Origin of the sequence: Arthrobacter sp. AOP36-C1-22 (assembly GCF_052377515.1) — a bacterium.
Lineage (GTDB): Bacteria > Actinomycetota > Actinomycetes > Actinomycetales > Micrococcaceae > Arthrobacter_H.
On record NZ_JBQSWW010000003.1, the window covers coordinates 1 to 19471 of the forward strand.

Here is a 19471-nt window from a genome sequence, read left to right on the forward strand (position 1 = left end):
CCCCCCCCCCCCCCCCGCCGCGGTGCATCTAGTCGTTCTCGTTCTTGCCTTCGCCATCGAGGCGACGCAGGGTCTCCTCGGGGGTTTCCCCTGCGGTCGACTGGGCCTCATCGGTCGACAGCTCGGCATCGTTGCCGGGCTCCGCGACGGGGATGACCTTGGCGATGGCCTGGGCGTGGACCGTGGCGGTGGTTCCGGGGGAGATCTCCAGGATGACCTTGTTGTCATCGGTGTCGATCGCCGCGACCGTTCCGAACAGTCCGAAGTTGGTCATGACCTCGGATCCGACGGCCAGCTGCGACCGGAGCTCCTGTTGCTTCTTCTGTGCCTTCTTGCGTCCGCGGAACATCATGAAGATCAGGAAGGCGAAGGCCAGGATGAGGATCAGGGTCATCGGGTCGAAGCCCGACGGCTGGTCCGCCTGGGCAATTACGGTGGAGGTCAAGAGTTACTACCTGTTTCTGTTCCGGGGACTTCCGGAGGGCGTTTTCGACAACGCCCACGGAGGGCAAGTCACTATTGTATAGGTCCAGTCTGGACGTTGGGTGACCGCGGAGCCGATTCCCGCCCTCCGGCTCAGCTGCCGGCGGGGTTCCCGGAGGGGTCCTGGCGACCGAATTGACCGGCCGCGCCATCGTAGTGGACCGCATGGGCGGGCATGGCCAATCCGAGATGTTCCCAGGCGGCGGGCATGGCGATCCGCCCGCGTGGCGTCCGCCCGAGCAGGCCCTCACGGACCAGATACGGTTCGGCGACGGTTTCCACCGTCTCGGTCTCCTGTCCGACGGCGATGGCCAGGGTCGACAGGCCCACCGGTCCTCCGGCGAATTTGGTGCACAGGGCCTCGAGGACGTTGCGGTCCATCCGGTCCAGGCCCTTGGAGTCGACCTCATACATGTCCAGGGCCGCGGAGGCGGCCCGGGCATCGATCTGTTCGATCCCGTGGACCAGGGCCCAGTCCCGGACCCGGCGGAGCAGACGGTTGGAGATCCTGGGGGTACCGCGCGAACGCAGGGCGATCTCGGCGAAGGCCGCGGAGTTCACCGACATGTCCATGAGCATGGCCGAACGGCGCAGGACCAGCTCGAGTTCCTCGGTGGCATAGAACTCCAGGTGCCCGGTGAAGCCGAACCGGTCACGCAGCGGCCCGGGCAACAGACCGGCACGGGTCGTGGCCCCGACCAGGGTGAACGGCGGGATCTCCAGGGGGATGGCCGTGGCTCCGGCCCCCTTGCCCACGACGATGTCGACGCGGAAGTCCTCCATGGCCATGTAGAGCATCTCCTCGGCGGGACGGCTCATGCGATGGATCTCGTCCAGGAACAGGACTTCGCCTTCGGTCAGCGAGGAAAGAATGGCGGCCAGATCCCCGGCATGCTGGATCGCGGGGCCGGAACTGATGCGCAGCGGGGCGTTCATTTCGGCCGCGATGATCATCGCCAGGGTCGTCTTGCCCAGCCCCGGAGGGCCCGACAGCAGGACATGGTCCGCGGAGCGTTCGCGGATCCGTGAGGCTTCCAGGACCAGCGAGAGCTGCTGGCGGACCCGGGGTTGACCGACGAAGTCATGCAGGTTCTTCGGGCGCAGTGCCGACTCGAGCGCCCGCTCCTCCGGCTCCGAGGAGGAGGCGGTGATCTGCTGGTTCTCGGTCATGGTTCCAGCCTATCGTCCGCCGGCCGAGGCGCCACGGCCCAGGTCGCGCAGAACTGATTTGAGGATGTTGCCCACCTGGGCGGTGGCCACGAGTTCGGGCTCGGCCTTGGCGGTGGCCGCCACAGCCTTTTCGGCGTCCTTATCGGACCACCCCAATCCGGTCAGGGCCTCGAGCACCTGTTCCTTCCACGCCGGTACGGTGGCGGCCTGGGCCGTGGTGGTGGCCTCCCCGGTGGGGGCGAGCTTGCCGGCCAGTTCCAGCACGATCCGCTGGGCGCCCTTGGGGCCGATGCCCGGAACCCGGGAGAAGGCCTTCGTGTCCCCCTCGGCGGAGGCCACCCTGACGTCTTCGGGGGTATGGACCGCCAGGACGGCCAGGGCGAGCCGCGGACCGATCCCTGCCACGGAGAGCAGCACCTCGAACACCTCCCGCTCCCCCGGCTCGGCGAAACCGAAGAGCGTCATGGAGTCCTCGCGGACCACCATCGAGGTATGCACCACGGCCTCGCGGCCCACATGCAGACCCGAGAGGGTCTGCGGGGTTGCCTGGACGAGCATCCCGAATCCGGAGACCTCGATGACGGCACTGTTCAGGGCCACATGGCTCACCACACCGTTGAGCGAACTGATCATGAAAAGCCTTCCTCCGGCGTCGTCCTGTGATCGGTGACCGCTGGGCGGCATCCGAACATATCTACGAATACCTTACCCGTCGGGCCGCGGATCCGGGCCCACCGACCCGGTCAGCGTGGCTTGCGGGCCGCTGCTTCGGCGGCGGCCCAGGCGCGTTGCGCGGGGGTCAACCCGCTGGAGCCGGCGGTGACCCCGCTGGAGGCCTGCGAACCGGGGGCCGCCCCGCGCCAGCCATGGGTGATGGCCAGGGCGGCGGCATCGGCGGCATCGGCCGGGCGGGGTGGTTCGTCCAGGCGGAGGATCTTGGCCACCATCTTGCCTACGGCGGCCTTGCTCGCCTGACCGCTTCCGGTCACGGCCGCCTTCACCTCGGTCGGGGTATGCAGAGCCACCGGGATGCCCCGCCGGGCCGCGGCGACGATCACGATCCCCGAGGCCTGCGCGGTACCCATGACCGTACTGACATTGAGTTGGCTGAAGACCCGTTCCACGGCCAGCACGTCGGGGCGATGCCGGTCCAACCAGGCATCGATGCCTTCGGCGATGGCCAGCAGGCGCTGGTCCAACGAGGTGTCCGGCGTCGTCCCGACTACCTTCACGTCGACCAGGGACGCCCGCCGGTTGGGTTCGACGTCGACCACGGCCAGACCGCAGCGGGTCAGCCCCGGGTCGACCCCGACCACACGCAACGCCATGGGGTGCTAGTCGTCCGCTTCGAGCTCGGCCATGACCTCATCGGTGAGATCGGCATTCGAATACACGTTCTGCACGTCGTCGAGTTCCTCCAGGGCATCGGCCAGCTTGAGGAACTTGCGCGCGGCGTCGGCATCGATCTGGACCTGCATGGAGGGAACGAACTCGGCTTCATCGGATTCGTAGTCGATGCCTGCCTCCTCCAGCGCCTTGACCACTTCCTGCAGGTCGGTGGGCTCGCAATGCACCTCGAAGCCGTCGCGGGATTCCTTGACTTCTTCGGCCCCGGCGTCGAGCACGGCCATGAGCAGATCGTCCTCGGTCAGATCGTTCTTCGGCACCGAGACCACGCCCTTGCGGGTGAACATGTAGGCCACCGAGCCCGGGTCCGCGACGGTCCCGCCGCTGCGGTTGATGGCCAGGCGCACCTCGGAAGCGGCCCGGTTCTTGTTATCGGTCAGGCATTCGATGAGCAGTGCCGAACCCTGCGGCCCGCGGGCTTCGTAGATGATCTCGGCGTAGTCGATGACCTCACCGGTCAGCCCGGCACCGCGCTTGACGGCCCGGTCGATGTTGTCATTGGGGACCGAGGTCTTCTTCGCCTTGGCAACGGCGACTTCCAAGCCGGGGTTGCCCGCCATATCGGCGCCGCCGGCACGGGCTGCGACCTCGATGTTCTTGATGAGCTTGGCAAACGACTTCGCGCGCTTGGCGTCGATGGCCGCCTTCTTATGCTTGGTGGTTGCCCATTTGGAGTGGCCTGACATGCTTACGCTTCTCCCTTGATCAGCTGGATGAACAGTTCGTGGATCCGGCGCTCCCCCGTGACTTCCGGATGAAAGGACGTCGCCAACAGCGATCCCGAACGTACTGCAACGATTCTACTGTCCGTTCCCGCCTCCGGGCCCGATCCGCCCGCCGGGACCCGGACCGTGGCCAATACCTCGACCCCTTCGCCCACCGATTCGACCCAGGGGGCGCGGATGAACACCGCCCGCACCGCCGCCGCGGGTCCGCTGGCGGAAGACCGGGCATCCCGGGGTGGATCGGGCAGTCCCTTGAACGCCAGATCCGTTTCGAAGGACTCGACCTGACGGCCGAACGCATTGCGCCTGACGCTCATGTCGATGCCACCGAAGCTCTGCTGCGACACGCCTTGGCGGTCGGTGGAGGGGTCCAGGATCCGATCGGCCAACAGGATCAGCCCGGCGCAGGAACCGAAGACCGGGAACCCGTCGGCGATGCGTTCCTTCAACGGGGCGGAGAGCCCGAACATGCGGGAGAGCTTGTCGATGGTGGTCGATTCGCCTCCGGGCAGGACCATCCCGTCCAGCCCCGCCAGTTCCTCGGCCCGGCGGACTTCAACGGCGCGGGCGCCTGCGGATTCCAATGCTGCCACATGTTCGCGGACATCACCCTGGAGGGCCAGGACACCGACGTTGAGCATGTGGAACCGCCTTTCCCGGGTGGGGCCGGGGTCGCACCGCGTCACCGCGGCGGAGGAAATGGGACGCTTCAGCATAGTTCCCGCACCGGCCGACCGCCCACCGGGTAGGCACCGTCAGCCCCGGGCCTGGTCACGAGGAGGCTGCGGGGCTGGTCACGGGGAGGCTGCGGGGCGCCAGGGCCGGGCCCCGTCCCCGTCGGCGCCCAGGACGTTCAAGGTCGAGCGTGTGCGTTTGAGCGAAGCGGCATCACCGCCCGCCGTCGTGCACGGGGTCTTCGCCGGCAGGGCACACCAGCGCACCGGGTCCTGGGCCATGATGTGTCCGACCCAACGCGGGGCCGAGGTCGTCCACCGGTCCCCCTCCTTCACGAAGTCCAGCTTCAGGCTCACCCCTTCCCGGTTCACCGCCAGATCGGTGGCATGGGCGGACACCGAGTTGCCCAACCCGTAGGCGATCCACACCCCGTCGCGCTTTTCCAACGGCAGCACCGAATGCGTGTGGTGCGAATAGACCGCATCGAATTCCCCGCTGTCCGCCAGGGTGTGGGCGATATGGGTTTGTTCGGTGGTCGGGCGTGTCGAGTACTCCTCGCCGGCATGGAACCCGGCCAGCACGACGTCGGCGCCTGCCTTGCGGGCTTGTCTGGCCCGGGCGATCATCTGGTCGGTGTCGATGAGATCGACCCTCCAGTCGGTGTCGGCGCTCAACCCGTTGAGCCCGTAGGTGGCTGCCACGACGCCGACCCGGATTCCCCCGGTCTCCAGGATCAGCGGCTTCCTGGCCTCCGCGGCACTGCGATAGGTCCCGGTATGTTCCAGCCCTGCCTCATCCAGGGCGTCCAGGGTGCGTTCGACCCCGGAAGTCCCGTCGTCGACGGCATGGTTCGTGGCGGTGGTGCAGGCGTCATAGCCGGTGGAGACCAGGGCCGGAAGGATCTGCGGGGGCACCACGAAGGACGGGTACCCGCGATAGGGCCCCTTGTCGGTCCCGACCGGGGTCTCCAACGAACAGATCGCCAGATCGGCGTCGGCAAGATAGGGCGCCAGACCCGATAGCAGCGGGGCGAAGTCGGGGGTGGCGGCCGAACCGTCCTCCTTGGCCTGTTCCCACAGGGGTGGGTGGAGCAACACGTCACCGGTCACCACCACCGAGACCTCCTCGCGGGACGAGCGCGTCGGGTCCGGCCCGGTGGCCTCCGCGTCCGTCGTCGTCGCCGTGGCGCTGCCCGCCGTCGCCGGGGCCGACGCATTCGCCGGCGTCGTTCCCGTCCCGGCCGGCTGGGAGGTATCGGCGCCGGAACAGCCCGAGAGCAGGATCAGCGAGGCCACCAGGGCGGCTACTCGGACGGCGGCCCGCCGGCGGGTCGGCAACGATCTGTGGCTCATCCTCCGATGGTAGGCGTCGCGTCCGGTCCGCAGGTGTGAAAAACTGACTTCATGACGAATCCCCTGCTCAGCAAAAGCGTGCTGCCCTTCGAAATGCCCGCGTTCGATCTCCTGACGGCGCAGGATTATGTCGAAGCGGTCAAACACGGCATCGCCGAGCAGCTGGCCGCCATCGCCGCCATCACCTCCTCCACCGAGGAGCCCACCTTCCCCAACACCACCGAAGCCTTCGAAACCAGCGGGGAAACCCTGCGCCGGGCGGTCATGGCCTTCTCCAATGTCAGGCCTTCCCACGGCACCGACGACCTCGTGGAGGTCGATGCCGACATCCAGGCACTGCTGACCGAACACGAGGATGCCGTGCACCTCGACGCGCAGCTCCACGCCCGGCTGTCCGCCGTGGAAGCCGCCGGTGGGCTCGACGGCGAACGCCAGCGCCTCAGTTCCGAGACGCTGCGCCGGTTCAGCCAGGCGGGAGCCGGGCTCGATGAAGCGGGCAAGGAGCGCCTCCGGGCCCTGAACGCGGAGATCTCCGCCCTCTCCACCCGGTACGGGACCCGGTTGTTGGCCGGGATGAACGACGCCGCGGTGCTCTTCGATTCCGCCGAGGCACTCGAGGGCCTCTCCGACGCCGAGATCGCCTCGGCCGCCCGTGCCGCCACGGAGGCCGGACATCTTCACGGCTATTTGTTGACCCTGGTCCTGCCGACCCAGCAGCCGGCCCTGGCCCGGTTGGAACGGGAGGACTCACGCAGGCGGCTGTTCGAGGCCTCCACCCGACGTGGCCAGGAGGGACCGAACCGGACCCTGGAGCTGGGCGCTTCCATGGCGCGGTTGCGCGCCGAACGGGCCGCCCTGTTGGGCTATGACCATCACGCGGCCTACGTCCTCGAAGGCCAGACCGCTCCCTCGGTGGGGGCGGTGCGTGAACGTCTGGCCGGCCTCATCCCCGGTGCCCTGGCCAATGCCGCCACCGAGGCCGCGACCATGGCCGAGCTGGCCGGACGGCCACTCGCCCCTTGGGACCGCGCCTACTATTCGGCCCGGGTCCAGCGGGAGAAGTACGCCGTGGACGCCGCGGCGTTGAAGCCCTGGTTCGTACTGGACCGGGTCATCCACGCGGGGGTCTTCGCCGCAGCCACGCGGCTCTACGGGGTGGAGTTCACCGAACGTCACGACCTGCCCGTGTACCATCCCGAGGTCAGGGTCTGGGAGGTCACCGACGCCGATGGCAGCACGTTGGGGCTGTTCCTGGGCGACTACTTCGCCCGGCCCACCAAGGCCGGCGGTGCCTGGATGAACAGCATCCGCGACGGGGCCTCCCTCTTCGGCGAACTGCCCGTGGTCACCAACAACCTGAACATCCCGGCCCCGGCCGAAGGCCAACCCGCGCTGGTGACCCTCGATGAATGCCGGACCCTGTTCCACGAATTCGGCCATGCCCTGCATGGGCTGTTCGCCCACGGGATCTACCCTTCCCTCGCCGGGACCTCGGTGCCGCGCGACTTCGTCGAATATCCCTCGCAGGTCAACGAGATGTGGCAGTTCGACGCCGAGCTCGTCACCAAATATGCCCTCCACGTCGAGACGGGCGAACCGCTGCCCGCCGGCGCCGTGGAGAAGATCCAGGATGCGGGCCTCTGGGGTGCGGGCTTCTCCACCACCGAATATCTGGCTGCGGCCCTGTTGGATCTTGAATGGCATTCCCTGGCCGCCGGGGAGGATCCGGGGGATCCGTTGGAGTTCGAGGACCGGGTGCTGCGCGAGGCGGGCTTCTCCCCCGAGGTCATCGTCCCGCGCTACCGCACCGGCTACTTCAAGCACATCTTCGATGGCGGCTATTCCGCCGGCTACTACTCCTATATCTGGAGTGAAGTCCTCGACGCCGACACGGTGGAGTGGTTCACCGAAAATGGTGGTGGGACCCGGGCCAACGGCGACCGGTTCCGCCATGAACTCCTGGCCCGGGGCAATACCCGGGACCCTTTGGCCTCCTATGGGATCTTCCGCGGGCGTGAAGCCCGGCTCCAGCCGTTGCTGGTGCGCCGCGGACTGGACGCGGCCGCCCAATGAGCACCGTAGCCGGCGCACAGCGCGCCTTCGCCGACTGGCACCGGACCCTGGCTGCGGCCACCGGTGGCCGGGAGTTCTCCACCCACGGCTGCCAATGGCTCTATCAGCCGACCCGGGCCCGGTTGGTCCTGCTCTTCCCCACCCGTCCCGAAGCCTCCGGGCTGCGCCCCGGACTGGCGGAGGGAACCCGTCTGGGGGCCCGCGAAGTCCACGTCTTCCTCAATGCCGCGGCCCGCGACGAGGCCCTGACCGAGCTGGGCTTCCGAGACGCGCCCCCGCTCTTCTGGCACGGTGGGTCCGCGGCAGATGTGGCGGCAGCCGGCCGCGATGGCCAACCGTGGGAGGGCAGCGTCGAACTATCCTCCACCCTGCCCGAGGCCACCGGGGCCGACCGGGAAGAACTGGCGGTCCTGCAACCGGGGCGCCGGATCGAGCAGGCCGTGGCCCGGGGCGCCGACGTAACGCTGGCGGGACGGGGGTTCGGTCAATTGCATGACGGCGGGGACCTGTCGATCCAGTCCCTGGCGGTCGGCCGCTCCTGGCGGCGTCAGCGGGCCGGAACGGCCCTGCTGGGGGCCCTGGTCGAACGGCTCGACTCCGAGGAAGGTTCGGGCCAGGTCCTGGCGGCTTCGACCCCCGGGGCGTCGGCCTTCTTCCGCACCAACGGCCTCGAGCTGCTGGGCAAGGGACGCCATCTGGTGCAGTAGGAAGACACGAACGGCCGGCCACTCGGGATGAGTGGCCAGCCGTCCGTTTCAGCTCAGGAGGGTTTACCAGCCGCGCTCGGAGAGGCGGTGCGGTTCGGGCAGCTCCTCCACGTTGATGCCGACCATGGCCTCGCCCAGCCCGCGGGAGGCCTGGGCAATGACGGAGGGGTCGTCGTGGAAGGTGGTGGCCTTCACGATGGCTGCGGCCCGCTGGGCCGGGTTGCCTGACTTGAAGATGCCTGAGCCGACGAACACGCCGTCGGCGCCAAGCTGCATCATCATCGCGGCATCCGACGGGGTGGCGATGCCGCCGGCGGTGAAGAGCACGACGGGCAGCTTGCCCGCCTCGGCGACTTCCTTGACCAGTTCGTAGGGTGCCTGCAGCTCCTTGGCGGCCACGTAGAGCTCGTCCGTGGGCATCGAGGACAGCTTCGCGATCTCGGCGCGGATCTTGCGCATGTGCCCCGTGGCGTTGGAGACGTCCCCCGTGCCGGCTTCACCCTTGGAACGGATCATGGCAGCACCCTCGTTGATGCGGCGTAGGGCCTCCCCCAGGTTGGTGGCACCACAGATGAAGGGGACCGTGAAGTCCGTCTTGTCGATGTGGTTGACGTAGTCGGCCGGTGTCAGGACTTCCGATTCGTCGATGTAGTCGACCCCGAGGGACTGCAGGACCCGGGCTTCCACGAAGTGGCCGATACGGGCCTTGGCCATGACCGGAACCGATACGGCGTCGATGATGCTGTCGATCATATCGGGGTCGGACATGCGCGAGACCCCGCCCTGGGCGCGGATGTCGGCGGGAACCCGTTCCAGGGCCATGACGGCGACGGCGCCGGAATCCTCAGCGATTCGGGCCTGCTCTGCGGTGACGACATCCATGATGACGCCGCCCTTGAGCATATCGGCCATGCCACGCTTGACCCGGGGACTGCCGGTGGTGTTCTCAGTGCTGGACACGTATGGTCCTTTCAAAACGGGGGGAAAGTACGCTCCATCCTAAGCCAGTGTGCCGGTGATCACCGCCCCCGATGACGCCACCGGTCAGCGATGGGCGTGCTTCGGCGCCACCGCGGCGCCGATGATGTAGCACCACTGGTGCTCGCGGTCGAGCTCAGCCCTGGTCCCATGCGTCGGCGATGTCCTGACGGATGTCCCCCAGGACCGCTGGGATGGCTTTGGTCCGGGCGATGATCGGGAAGAAGTTCCCGTCCCCGCTCCACCGCGGGACCACATGCTGATGCAGGTGCGCGGCGATGCCCGCCCCGCCGGCCACCCCCTGGTTCATGCCCAGGTTGAAGCCCGACGGGTTCGCCACCGCCCGCAGCACACGCATCGCCTGTTGGGCTGCCGCCCCCATTTCGGCGGTTTCCTCCACGGTCAGATCCGTGTAGTCCGGGACGTGGCGGTAGGGGCACACCAGCAGGTGCCCGGAGTTGTAGGGGAAGAGGTTGAGCACCACGAACATCGTCTTGCCCCGGTGCACGATCAACGATTCCTCGTCGCTGCGCTGGGGCCCGGTGCAGAAAGGGCAGTCCTCTTCGTTCTTAACCTGCCCCTGGCCCTGTTTGATGTAGGCCATTCGATAGGGCGTCCACAGGCGTTGGAAGGAATCCGGGACCCCGGCCAGTTCGAAGTCGTCGGTGATGTCCTCGTCGTGTTCCGGGGTCCCCATCAACTACGCCTCCCGGTTCTGCACGGCGGAAACGATGCGCTCGATGGCCTCGGCCACCGGCACCCCGTTGTCCTGGCTCCCGTCACGGAACCTGAAGGAGACGGCGCCTGCCTCGGCGTCCTCTCCCCCGGCGATCAGGGTGAAGGGGATCTTGTCCTTGGACGCGTTGCGGATCTTCTTCGGGAACCGTTCGGTCCCCAGATCGGCTTCGGCACGGATGCCGCGGGCCTTGAGCTGGGCGACGATGTCCTGGACGTAGTCGTTGAACGCCTCGGCCACCGGGACGCCGAGCACCTGCACCGGGGCGAGCCAGGCCGGGAAGGCCCCGGCATAGTGCTCGATCAGCACGCCCATGAACCGTTCCACCGAGCCGAAGAGGGCCCGGTGGATCATCACGGGGCGTTGACGGGAGCCGTCCGCCGCCTGGAATTCGAGGTCGAAACGCTCGGGCAGGTTGAAGTCCAGCTGGATGGTGGACATCTGCCAGGTGCGCCCGATGGCGTCGCGGGCCTGCACGGAGATCTTCGGCCCGTAGAAGGCGGCTCCGCCCGGGTCGGGGACCAGCTCGAGGCCCGATGCGGTCGCCACCTCCTCGAGGGTGCGGGTCGCTTCCTCCCAGGCTTCGTCGCTGCCGACGTACTTCTCCGGGTCCTTATCGGAGATCTCCAGGTAGAAGTCGTCCAGCCCGTAGTCCTTGAGCAGGTCCAGGACGAATTCCAGCGCGGTGGTCAGCTCGCCCTTCATCTGCTCGCGGGTGCAGTAGATGTGGGCGTCGTCCTGTGTCATCCCCCGCACGCGGGTCAGCCCGTGGACGACGCCGGATTTCTCGTAGCGGTAGACCGACCCGAATTCGAACATCCGCAACGGCAGTTCGCGGTAGGAACGTCCCCGCGAGGCGAAGATCAGGTTGTGCATGGGGCAGTTCATCGGCTTGAGGTAGTAGTCCTGGCCGGGCTTGCGCACCGACCCGTCCTCGTTCAGTTCCTCGTCGACGTGCATCGGGGGGAACATGCCGTCCCGGTACCAGTCCAGGTGCCCCGAGATCTCGTAGAGGTGGCCCTTGGTGATATGCGGGGTGTAGACGAACTCGTATCCGGCCTCTTCGTGGCGCTTACGTGAGTAGTCCTCCATTGCACGGCGGATGATGCCGCCCTTGGGATGGAAGACCGGCAGGCCCGAACCGAGTTCATCGGGGAAGGAGAACAGGTCAAGTTCGGCCCCGAGCTTGCGGTGGTCCCGGCGTTCGGCCTCGGCCAGACGCTCCTGGTAGGCCTTCAGGTCCGCCTTCGTCGGCCAGGCGGTGCCGTAGATGCGCTGGAGCTGCTTGTTCTTCTCGTTGCCCAACCAGTAGGCGGCGGCGGAACGGGTCAGGGCGAAGGCATTGGAGATCAGCTTGGTGTTGGGCAGATGCGGGCCGCGGCACAGATCGCACCAGATGGTCTCCCCGCTCTTGCGGTCGACGTTGTCGTAGATGGTGATCTCGCCGGCGCCGACCTCGATGTTGGCCCCCTCGCCGACCGCGTCGGCGTCACTGGACTTGCCCAGGATCTCCAATTTATAGGGTTCGGCGGCCATGGCTTCGCGGGCCTGGTCCTCGGTCACCACGCGGCGGGCGAATTTCTGGTTCTGGTTGACGATCTTGAGCATCATCTTCTCGAGGGTCTTCAGATCCTCGGGGGTGAAGGGTTCCTCGACGTCGAAGTCGAAGTAGAAGCCGTCGGTGATGTACGGGCCGATGCCCAGCTTCGCTTCGGGCCGCAATTGCTGCACGGCCTGGGCCATCACGTGCGCGGTGGAGTGGCGCAGGACTTCGAGTCCTGCCGGGGAGTCGATGGTCGCCCGCTCGACGGTGGTACCGGCTTCGAGTTCATGGGACAGGTCGCAGAGGACGCCGTCCACATGCATGACCACGACGTTGCGCTCTTCGAAGTACAGCTCGGCCCCTGTCGTGCCAGCAGTCACCTCACGCTGTTCGCCGTCGACATTTAGGGTGATCTGCTCTGACACGTTGGTCTCCTGATTCGTGGTGGGGCTTCATGACTTGTGGCATACGGTGACCACAGCCAGCCGGGTCCAGCTTAACCGACTCGTTCGCAGCCGAACCAATCGACCGGGTTCCCGCGGCGTCGCAGGAATCCGGTCGCGTCCGTCGTGCACCCGCCTCGTGCTCCCTGGAGGTCCTGGAGCACGACACCGCGACGGATTCAGCGCAGCTTGATGGACCCGCCGTCGGCCATGACGGTCTGTCCGGTCATGTAGCGGGAGTCATCGGAGCACAGGAACGCGACGATGGGGGCCACGTCGGTCTCCGGGTCACCGAAGCGTCCCAGCGGCACCTTCTTCTCGGAGGCGGCGAACATCTCCGGGTAGTTCTTCTTCCAGTTCTCCACGCCTTCGGTCATGGCCATCGGGCACACGACGTTGACCCGGATGCCCTCGGGGGCCCATTCGTTCGCCACGACCCGGCTGAGTCCGCGGATGGCCTCCTTGGCGGCCGCGTAGGCAGCCTGGGTCGGCTGTCCTTCGAGTCCGGCCCCGGATCCGTAGTTGACCACGGCGCCGCCGGTCTTCTTCAGTTCCTGGTAGGCGGCCAGCATGAAGTTCCGGGTGGCGAAGAACCCGGTGTTGAAGGACAGGTCCCACATGGCATCGGTGTGTTCCAGAAAGGAACCTTGTTTGGAGGCGTGGGCATTGTTGACCAGGGCATCCAAACGCCCGAAGCGGTCCACGGCGCGGGCCACGGCCGCCTTCGCCACCTCGGGATCGGAGACATCGCCGGCGACGAATTCCACGGCCTGGCCGAATTCCTCCACGATGGCTGCTCCGGCTTCCTCATTGAGGTCGACCGCCACCACCTTTGCGCCCCTGGCGACGAAGGCGCGCGTCACGGCCCCGCCGATGCCCGCCGCGCCACCGGTGACGATGGTGACCTTGTCCTCGAGATTGCGTACTGGTTGGTTGTCCATGGCTGCTCCTCTGATTTGATGTCCTGAAGACAGTATACTCGTTCGATTGTTGCTTTGTCAGCCCACCGCCCCCGCGAAGGCTGCCTGCGGCCCACGCCCTTGCTAAATTGAGGGCCCGTGGCGTGGTGCGATCCGAGCCGGGCCGGGAAACCCGCCGGGAGGAGGAAGGCTGGTGTCTGAAAGCAGGCAGGTGGACCTACCGGGGACAGGGAAATTCGGTGCATGGCGGCCGATGACGACCCCGAAGCCCGATCACCATACTGATCCCCACTGCTCCGACCCGCCGATGCCACGATGAGCACCACGGCGCTGGGGCTGATTCTGCTGGCTGCCCTGGCCCATGCGACCTGGAACATTGCGGCCAAGAGCGCCGGCTCCGCCGGGGCCGCGTTCGTGTGGCTATACAGCGTGGCCTCCACCGTCCTCTACCTCCCTTTCGCCGTGCTCGTGCTCGCCGGGGCCGACGTATCGATGGGCACGTGGTGGTCGGCGGCGTTGGTCAGCGGAATCATCCACACCGCCTATTTCGTGCTGTTGCAACGGGGGTATGCCGTGGGGGACGTGTCAGTGGTCTATCCACTGGCACGCGGGACCGGCCCGTTGCTGGCGGTGGTCTTTGCCATGATCCTGTTCGCCGAACGACCCGGCGCGCTGGGCCTCGTGGGAGCGGCACTGGTGGTCTCGGGCATCGTGGTGATCGGATTGACCGGATCCTCGTCCAGCCGTCCCGGCGGTGCCAGCCGGGGAAACGGGGTCCTCTTCGGGGTGATGACCGGGGTGATGATCGCCGCGTACACCGTGTGGGACGCCCATGCGGTCACGGCACTGGCCATCACCCCGGTGCTCCTGTACTGGGGCTCCTTGGTGACCCAGGTGGCGTTGCTGACCCCCGTCGCACTCCGGGACGTTTCCCGCCTGCGGTCCATCCTGCTGGGGAACTGGCTCAAGGTCCTGGCCGTGGGGGTGTTGTCTCCGCTGGCCTACATTCTGGTCTTGTGGGCCATGCGGCTGGCACCGGTGTCATTGGTGGCACCGGGCCGGGAGCTGAGCGTGGTGCTGGTGACCGTCGCTGGCTGGCTGATCTTCAGGGAGCCCAAGCCTGCCCGACGGCTCGCAGGAGCCGGGACCGTCCTGCTCGGTGTCGTGCTGGTGGCATTGTTCTGAAGAGGGCTCGTGGAGGATGTTCCCGGCAGCAAACACCAGGAGGTCGGATCAGCGACCGCCGATTTCCTGCGATCAAACCGTGCACAGCACCTGATACATCAGGTGGTCCTGCCACCGCCCGGCGATCTTCAGGTATCCGGAGGCCCTCCCATGCCGGGTGAAGCCGTTACGGGTCAGGACGCGCTGGTAGGCATGGTTGTGCACCAGTGTTTCCGCCTGGAGACGGTGCAGGCCCAGCCCATCGAAGGAGTGGGCCCGGGCTTCGGCGACCGCCCGGGTGGCCAAGCCGGCCCCTGGTGTTCCTGTCCGACCCAGAACCCCCGGCTTGCCGATTCCAGCGTGCCGCGGGTGATGCCATTGATATTGATCCTGCCCACCAGGGCGCCGGATTCGTCGGTGATCGCCAAGGGAGGCATGGTCCCGGCTTCCCGGGCGTGGAGACCCCGAAACAGGACACCCACCAGCGCCCCGCCCTCGGGGCCCACCCGACGTGCTGGGGCGGACATTACGGCGATGACGATCTACCCCCTGCTCTTGCAACTGGTTCCGGGTTAGCCTTGTGAGACGGTCAAAGCAGGTGAACCCGGTTGAGCGCGGAGGTTGGCATGAGACGGAAAACATCGTTGACGGCGTTGGCACGTCATGAGTTGGAACACGCAATGACGGGCACGAGCGGTCGTAGTGCGGCTACGGTGCTCGGTGGGCACGACAGGATGCTGCGCCAAACGGTCATCGGGATGCGGGCCGGGGAATCCTTGGACGTGGGCGAAAGCCCGGGTGAGGCCAGTGTGCACGTGCTTTCCGGTCGGGTCGTCCTGCACTCCGGTGGACGGAAGTCCTTCGGCTGGGTCGGTGACCTGCTGGTCATTCCCGCCGCGGCCCACTCGCTGGAAGCCGTCGAGAACTCCGCGATCCTGCTCACCGTGGCGAAGAGCATGCCTTCACGGCCCGACCTTGTTCCTGCTGAGTCAATCCACGAGTTGGCGGAGAGCACTGTGGGTGAGGAGTAGTTCCATTCATTCGCACGGCGAGACGGGATGGTGCCCTGGTCGTGCTGGGCTGACCGGATCATGATCCGACGTCGAATTCCGGCCAACCCTCCGGAAGTTCACCGGGCAGCCGGTTGTCCAGGCCTTCGTCCTGCATCCGGATGGCCAGCAACGAGGTGTCCTCGCCACTGGTGGCGGTCTTCGCCGTGGCAGGTGGACGCTTATCGCTGACTCGGTTCGGGTCATTCAGGTGCCCCGGCCCCGGCAGGGTGGCCTGGTCGGCAAGATCCCAGGCTTGCAGGGCCTGCAGGCTGATGCCGCGTGGACCCGTCCGACGGGTGATCCCGTGCACCAGCAGGAGCCGGGTGGAGAACAGCAGCGGCCCGGAGTTCTGCTGGGCTTCGTGGAAGAAGGTGCAGTCCACGCAACCGGTCCCGTCGTCCAGGGAGATGAACACAACCCGTCGACCGCCACGCATCGGCGGTGTCTGCGTGGCGACCCGTACACCGGCCACCAGCACCTCCGTTCCGTTGCGCAGTCCCAGCAGGTCCTCGGCATGGGTCGCCCCCAGCTTCCCCAGTATCTGGGCGTGCGAGGACATCAGGTGGCCGCTGACGTCCACCGACATCAGATCCAATTCGGTGCGGACGGTCTCCTCCATGCTCTGTTCGGCCTCCCCCACGGCCAACCCGCCCAGTTCCACATCACCCATCGGCAAGGACAGCTGTCCCGGGATGGGCCGGTGCCGTGGGGGCAGCGTCTTGGCGGTCCGGGCGGTCAGGTGGAGCATCAGATCCGCGCGGTTGCCGCGTCCAGCCGCTTTTTGCAGGGAATCGAACGCCCCCAGCGCGGCAAAGGTGCGCAACGAGGACCGGCTCAGCCCCGACCGGTCACGTACATCGGCCAGTGAGTCGTAGGGCCGACCGGCCACGACCCGCTTCACCTCGGTCCCTGAGACCCCGTGGATCCCGCTCAAGGACAGCCGGATGCCCAACCGTCCGGCAGGCATCGTCCCCGGGGCCCGGTAGACGGGGGGCACCGTGGCCGGGGGGAGCAGTCCCTTCATGCGTTCGACCCGGTAGGAGGCATCGGAGTTGTTGATGTCCAAGGGCAGGATGGGGATGCCCATCCGCCGTGCCTCGGCCACCAGCAACCGTTTGGGATACATCCCGGGGTCGTGTTCCCAGATGCCGGCCAGGAACGCCTCGGGGTGGTGGGCCTTCAGCCAGGCCGACTGGTAGGTCGGTACGGCGAAGGCCGCGCCATGGGCCTTGCAGAAGCCGAAGGAGCCGAAGGCCTTCAACGTCGTCCAGACCTCGTCGATCACGGCCAACGGATAGCCCCTCGCCAGGGCGCGGGAACGGTAGAGTTCCTCCACCCGCGGTTCGGCCTGCTCGTTGCCCAGCAGCCGCCGATACACATCGGCCTTGGCCAGCCCGCACCCGGTCATCACGTCGAAGATCCGCAGCACCTGTTCGTGGAAGACCGTGACCCCGTGGGTCTCGGCCAGGGCAGGTTTGAGATCGGGGTGCGGATAGCTTTCGACCGCGAATCCGTGCCGGTTCTCCAGATACGGCTTGACCATGTTCGATTGCATGGGCCCGGGCCGGAACAACGAGATGTCGATGATGATGTCGTTGAATCGGCGTGGCGCCAGCTTGCCGATCAGTTCACGCTGCCCGGGGGATTCGAGCTGGAAGCAACCCAGGGTGTCGGTGGTGCAAATGAGCTCGAAGGTCGGTTCGTCATCCAGCGGGACCCGCTGCAGGTCGATGGTCCCGTCGCTATCCAGATACTCCGGAAGCTCCCCGTCGGGTGTTCTCGGGTGGGCCCCGGCGCGCGCGACCGCCTCCCCGTCCCCATGGATCCTGACGACTTCGGAGACCGCATGGGCCATCGCCGATTGCATGCGCACCCCCAACACGTCGAGTTTGAGCATGCCCATGGGATCCATGTCGTGCTTGTCGAATTGGCTCATCGCCAACCCGAGTCCGCTGGGCTGGACCGGGGTCCGGTCCAGCAGGGTGTTGTCCCCCAGGATCACCCCGCAGGGATGCATGGAGATGTGGCGGGGCAGCCGGTCCAGCCGTTCGGTCAGGTCCACCAGCAGGTCCAGTTGCTTCTCGGCCCCCATCCGTTCGGCAAAGGGGCGCAGCTCCGGCTTCTCCTCCAGGGCCTCGCGGAAGTTGCTGGCCGAGAAACGCCACAACTGTTTGGCGATGACGTCCAGATCCCCGTCCCCCATGCCCAGCGCCTGCCCCGCGTCCCGGACGGCACCCCGGGCCCGGTACCCGTTCTGCATGCTCATCAGGGTCACCCTCCCGGAGCCGAACCGCTCGAAGATGTGCTCATAGACCCGATGACGCTCGGCGGATTCGACGTCGATGTCGATATCGGGAAGGGTCGTCCGTTCCCGGGACAGGAAGCGCTCGAAGAGCAGGTCGTGCGCCAGCGGGTTCACATGGCTGATGCCCAGGAGGAAGTTCACCAGCGAGGAGGCCCCGGACCCCCGGGCGGCATTGCGCACGCCCAGGGTGGTGATCATCGAGCTGACCTCGGCCACGGTGAGGAAGTAGGTGCTGAACCCCAGGTCCGAGATGGTTTCCAGTTCCATGGCGAGTCGATCGCGCAGCGTACGGGAAGCGGCGTCCTGCGGAATCAGGCGGGTGATGCCTGCTTCGCAGCGTGCCGCCAGCTCCGCGTCGGGGTGGCCGCTGATGCCGATCACGCTGGCTTCGGGGACCACGGGGATTCCCCAGCCGGCGTCGTCCACCGGGTCCATCCGTGCCCAGTCGGCCATCGCCGCGGTGTTGCCCAGCAGTTCCCCGGCGACTTTCCCCTCCCCCGCCTCCCGGGCGATTTCCCGGGCCAAGGCGTGCATCCTCCCGGGGCTTTTGAGCCACCCCTGACCGTTTGGTTGCAGGTCCCTGAGGGTTTCCAGCGAGCTCAGGGCGCGGGCGGAGTCCAGGACGTCGGCAGTGGCGGCCCCGTCGGGGACCGCGTAGCGCACGGCGTTGGTGAGCAGGGCGGGGACGTGCAGGGCCTGGGCCGTACGCAGCATCCGGATGGAATGCGCCGTGCTGAGCCGCTCACCGGGGGTGTTCATATGGGTGACCAGCTCCAGGCACACCACGTCCCGGCCCACCGCCTGCAGCCATCCGGCCAGCGCGGTCCTGGCGCGCGGGAGTTCACGACGCAGGGCCGCCTGTCCGACGTCGGAATCCGGTCCCAGCAGGACCTTCAGCACCGTGCCGGCCTCCGGGTCGGTGGCGCAGGCGGCCAGCTCCGCGTGGGTCACCCCGACCGGTTTGCGTCCGCTGACGCCCCGGTGCGCCGAGGTTCCCTCATGGGCCAGGGAGACCAGTCGGCAGAGGGCACGGTACCCGGCCCCGTCGCAGTGTCCTTTGGCCAGCACGACGATCCGCCCCTGCACCTGGGGCCCCGGACGCCCCCGGGCGGCATGCCCCGGAGGAGGACGGGGGTCATCGGCCGCGGGGCCCAGCACGGCAAGGTTCACCCCGAGGATCGGATCCAGCCCGGTGTCCCGACAGGCCTTGAGGTGTTTGACGGCCCCATACAGGCCATCGCGTTCGGTGGTGGCCAGCGCGTCGGCCCCCTCGGAGGCAGCCCTCAGGGCCAGGTCCTGCGGCCAGGAGACCCCGTAATGGGCACTGAACGCAGAAGCCACGTTCAGATGGGTAAAAGTCATGCGCTCTCCAGCAGGGCATCGTGGATCCGGATGAGCCGCCAGCGCCCGCTCTCCACGTCACGGGAGACCTCGAAGGTCAGTAGCGGCCCCTTGCCGGCGAGTCTGACCTGGAGCCGCCAGATCTCGTGGTCCACGAGTCCCGGGCCGCGACCGCGTTCGGCGCGGACCTCTTCGGCCCACCAGCGACGGCGTTCAAACCAGCGCACGGGGTCGGCGGCAACACGGTATTCCCGCCCCTGCCACCGCATCCGCAAGGGTAGCCCCGCGGTACTGCATTCCACGTCGACTGACTGGGTGAAAAGCCCCATCTGATACCTCCAAATCGCCCCGGACGACGGCATTGGTCCCGGAGCCCTACACGATGGGAGGGGCCGCG

At 67.3% G+C, this 19471-nt stretch carries 18 protein-coding genes; 4 read left to right on the plus strand and 14 right to left on the minus strand.

What is annotated here, in order from left to right; genetic code table 11:
- Positions 1 to 28 precede the first annotated feature (28 nt).
- The 7 genes from yajC to ACT3S6_RS02650 all read right to left on the minus strand — a co-directional run bounded on the left by yajC (position 29) and on the right by ACT3S6_RS02650 (position 5812).
- Complete coding sequence (gene yajC, locus ACT3S6_RS02620; RefSeq protein WP_444553613.1) at positions 29 to 445, minus strand: preprotein translocase subunit YajC; 417 nt, start codon at positions 443 to 445, stop codon at positions 29 to 31.
- Between the two features lie 131 nt (positions 446 to 576).
- Positions 577 to 1653 carry a Holliday junction branch migration DNA helicase RuvB gene (ruvB, locus tag ACT3S6_RS02625; protein ID WP_444553614.1) on the minus strand — a complete coding sequence of 359 codons (1077 nt, stop codon included), beginning with the start codon at positions 1651 to 1653 and terminating at the stop codon, positions 577 to 579.
- 9 nt (positions 1654 to 1662) lie between these two features.
- Positions 1663 to 2286, minus strand: a complete 624-nt coding sequence (gene ruvA / locus ACT3S6_RS02630; RefSeq protein WP_444553615.1) for a Holliday junction branch migration protein RuvA — start codon at positions 2284 to 2286, stop codon at positions 1663 to 1665.
- Between the two features lie 110 nt (positions 2287 to 2396).
- Entirely contained in the window at positions 2397 to 2981 is a 585-nt protein-coding gene (ruvC, locus tag ACT3S6_RS02635) for a crossover junction endodeoxyribonuclease RuvC (protein WP_444553616.1), read from the minus strand.
- A gap of 6 nt (positions 2982 to 2987) precedes the next feature.
- Positions 2988 to 3746, minus strand: coding sequence for a YebC/PmpR family DNA-binding transcriptional regulator (locus tag ACT3S6_RS02640; protein WP_444553617.1), 759 nt, complete (start codon positions 3744 to 3746; stop codon positions 2988 to 2990).
- Positions 3747 to 3748: 2 nt separating this feature from the next.
- Entirely contained in the window at positions 3749 to 4426 is a 678-nt protein-coding gene (gene pdxT, locus ACT3S6_RS02645) for a pyridoxal 5'-phosphate synthase glutaminase subunit PdxT (RefSeq protein ID WP_444553618.1), read from the minus strand.
- Between the two features lie 153 nt (positions 4427 to 4579).
- Positions 4580 to 5812 (minus strand): CapA family protein, encoded by a 1233-nt coding sequence (locus ACT3S6_RS02650; RefSeq protein ID WP_444553619.1) that lies wholly within the window; start codon positions 5810 to 5812, stop codon positions 4580 to 4582.
- 51 nt (positions 5813 to 5863) lie between these two features.
- On the opposite strand from ACT3S6_RS02650, the gene ACT3S6_RS02655 reads away from it, so the two are divergent.
- Together ACT3S6_RS02655 and ACT3S6_RS02660 are read left to right on the plus strand one after the other, a co-directional pair.
- A complete protein-coding gene (locus ACT3S6_RS02655) occupies positions 5864 to 7885 on the plus strand; it encodes a M3 family metallopeptidase (RefSeq protein ID WP_444553620.1) in 2022 nt (673 codons plus the stop codon).
- Entirely contained in the window at positions 7882 to 8592 is a 711-nt protein-coding gene (locus tag ACT3S6_RS02660; protein WP_444553621.1) for a GNAT family N-acetyltransferase, read from the plus strand. Before ACT3S6_RS02655 ends, ACT3S6_RS02660 begins: the two co-directional genes overlap by 4 nt.
- 63 nt (positions 8593 to 8655) lie before the next feature.
- Here ACT3S6_RS02660 and pdxS read toward each other — a convergent pair whose 3' ends face one another.
- From pdxS to ACT3S6_RS02680, 4 genes are all read right to left on the minus strand, one after another.
- Positions 8656 to 9552: a pyridoxal 5'-phosphate synthase lyase subunit PdxS gene (gene pdxS / locus ACT3S6_RS02665; protein ID WP_444553622.1), complete on the minus strand. Its 897-nt coding sequence runs from the start codon at positions 9550 to 9552 to the stop codon at positions 8656 to 8658.
- A 154-nt stretch (positions 9553 to 9706) separates the two neighbouring features.
- Entirely contained in the window at positions 9707 to 10267 is a 561-nt protein-coding gene (locus tag ACT3S6_RS02670) for an HIT family protein (protein WP_444553623.1), read from the minus strand.
- Between the two features lie 3 nt (positions 10268 to 10270).
- Positions 10271 to 12274 (minus strand): threonine--tRNA ligase, encoded by a 2004-nt coding sequence (thrS, locus tag ACT3S6_RS02675; RefSeq protein WP_444553624.1) that lies wholly within the window; start codon positions 12272 to 12274, stop codon positions 10271 to 10273.
- A 197-nt stretch (positions 12275 to 12471) separates the two neighbouring features.
- Complete coding sequence (locus ACT3S6_RS02680; RefSeq protein ID WP_444553625.1) at positions 12472 to 13233, minus strand: SDR family NAD(P)-dependent oxidoreductase; 762 nt, start codon at positions 13231 to 13233, stop codon at positions 12472 to 12474.
- A gap of 294 nt (positions 13234 to 13527) precedes the next feature.
- On the opposite strand from ACT3S6_RS02680, the gene ACT3S6_RS02685 reads away from it, so the two are divergent.
- A complete protein-coding gene (locus ACT3S6_RS02685) occupies positions 13528 to 14397 on the plus strand; it encodes an EamA family transporter (RefSeq protein WP_444553626.1) in 870 nt (289 codons plus the stop codon).
- Between the two features lie 72 nt (positions 14398 to 14469).
- On the opposite strand, the gene ACT3S6_RS02690 is transcribed toward ACT3S6_RS02685, so the two are convergent.
- Positions 14470 to 15018, minus strand: coding sequence for a GNAT family N-acetyltransferase (locus ACT3S6_RS02690; RefSeq protein ID WP_444553627.1), 549 nt, complete (start codon positions 15016 to 15018; stop codon positions 14470 to 14472).
- On the opposite strand from ACT3S6_RS02690, the gene ACT3S6_RS02695 reads away from it, so the two are divergent.
- Positions 15003 to 15407: a LuxR family transcriptional regulator gene (locus tag ACT3S6_RS02695; RefSeq protein WP_444553628.1), complete on the plus strand. Its 405-nt coding sequence runs from the start codon at positions 15003 to 15005 to the stop codon at positions 15405 to 15407. The genes ACT3S6_RS02690 and ACT3S6_RS02695 overlap by 16 nt on opposite strands.
- Positions 15408 to 15465: 58 nt before the next feature.
- Here ACT3S6_RS02695 and ACT3S6_RS02700 read toward each other — a convergent pair whose 3' ends face one another.
- Entirely contained in the window at positions 15466 to 19095 is a 3630-nt protein-coding gene (locus tag ACT3S6_RS02700) for a DNA polymerase III subunit alpha (protein ID WP_444553629.1), read from the minus strand.
- Positions 19092 to 19403, minus strand: a complete 312-nt coding sequence (locus tag ACT3S6_RS02705) for a DUF6504 family protein (protein ID WP_444553630.1) — start codon at positions 19401 to 19403, stop codon at positions 19092 to 19094. Before ACT3S6_RS02705 ends, ACT3S6_RS02700 begins: the two co-directional genes overlap by 4 nt.
- Positions 19404 to 19471 lie beyond the last annotated feature (68 nt).

Excerpts from the sequence above, each read along its gene's own strand:
- ACT3S6_RS02700 (WP_444553629.1), bottom strand. The coding sequence starts at position 19,095 with ATGACTTTTACCCATCTGAACGTGGCTTCTGCGTTCAGTGCCCATTAC.
- ACT3S6_RS02680 (WP_444553625.1), bottom strand. The coding sequence starts at position 13,233 with ATGGACAACCAACCAGTACGCAATCTCGAGGACAAGGTCACCATCGTC.
- ACT3S6_RS02705 (WP_444553630.1), bottom strand. The coding sequence starts at position 19,403 with ATGGGGCTTTTCACCCAGTCAGTCGACGTGGAATGCAGTACCGCGGGG.
- pdxT (WP_444553618.1), bottom strand. The coding sequence starts at position 4,426 with ATGCTCAACGTCGGTGTCCTGGCCCTCCAGGGTGATGTCCGCGAACAT.
- ACT3S6_RS02655 (WP_444553620.1), top strand. The coding sequence starts at position 5,864 with ATGACGAATCCCCTGCTCAGCAAAAGCGTGCTGCCCTTCGAAATGCCC.
- ACT3S6_RS02640 (WP_444553617.1), bottom strand. The coding sequence starts at position 3,746 with ATGTCAGGCCACTCCAAATGGGCAACCACCAAGCATAAGAAGGCGGCC.
- ruvC (WP_444553616.1), bottom strand. The coding sequence starts at position 2,981 with ATGGCGTTGCGTGTGGTCGGGGTCGACCCGGGGCTGACCCGCTGCGGT.
- ACT3S6_RS02685 (WP_444553626.1), top strand. The coding sequence starts at position 13,528 with ATGAGCACCACGGCGCTGGGGCTGATTCTGCTGGCTGCCCTGGCCCAT.
- ruvA (WP_444553615.1), bottom strand. The coding sequence starts at position 2,286 with ATGATCAGTTCGCTCAACGGTGTGGTGAGCCATGTGGCCCTGAACAGT.
- ACT3S6_RS02690 (WP_444553627.1), bottom strand. The coding sequence starts at position 15,018 with ATGTTTTCCGTCTCATGCCAACCTCCGCGCTCAACCGGGTTCACCTGC.
- ACT3S6_RS02695 (WP_444553628.1), top strand. The coding sequence starts at position 15,003 with ATGAGACGGAAAACATCGTTGACGGCGTTGGCACGTCATGAGTTGGAA.
- ACT3S6_RS02670 (WP_444553623.1), bottom strand. The coding sequence starts at position 10,267 with ATGGGGACCCCGGAACACGACGAGGACATCACCGACGACTTCGAACTG.
- ACT3S6_RS02660 (WP_444553621.1), top strand. The coding sequence starts at position 7,882 with ATGAGCACCGTAGCCGGCGCACAGCGCGCCTTCGCCGACTGGCACCGG.
- ruvB (WP_444553614.1), bottom strand. The coding sequence starts at position 1,653 with ATGACCGAGAACCAGCAGATCACCGCCTCCTCCTCGGAGCCGGAGGAG.
- ACT3S6_RS02650 (WP_444553619.1), bottom strand. The coding sequence starts at position 5,812 with ATGAGCCACAGATCGTTGCCGACCCGCCGGCGGGCCGCCGTCCGAGTA.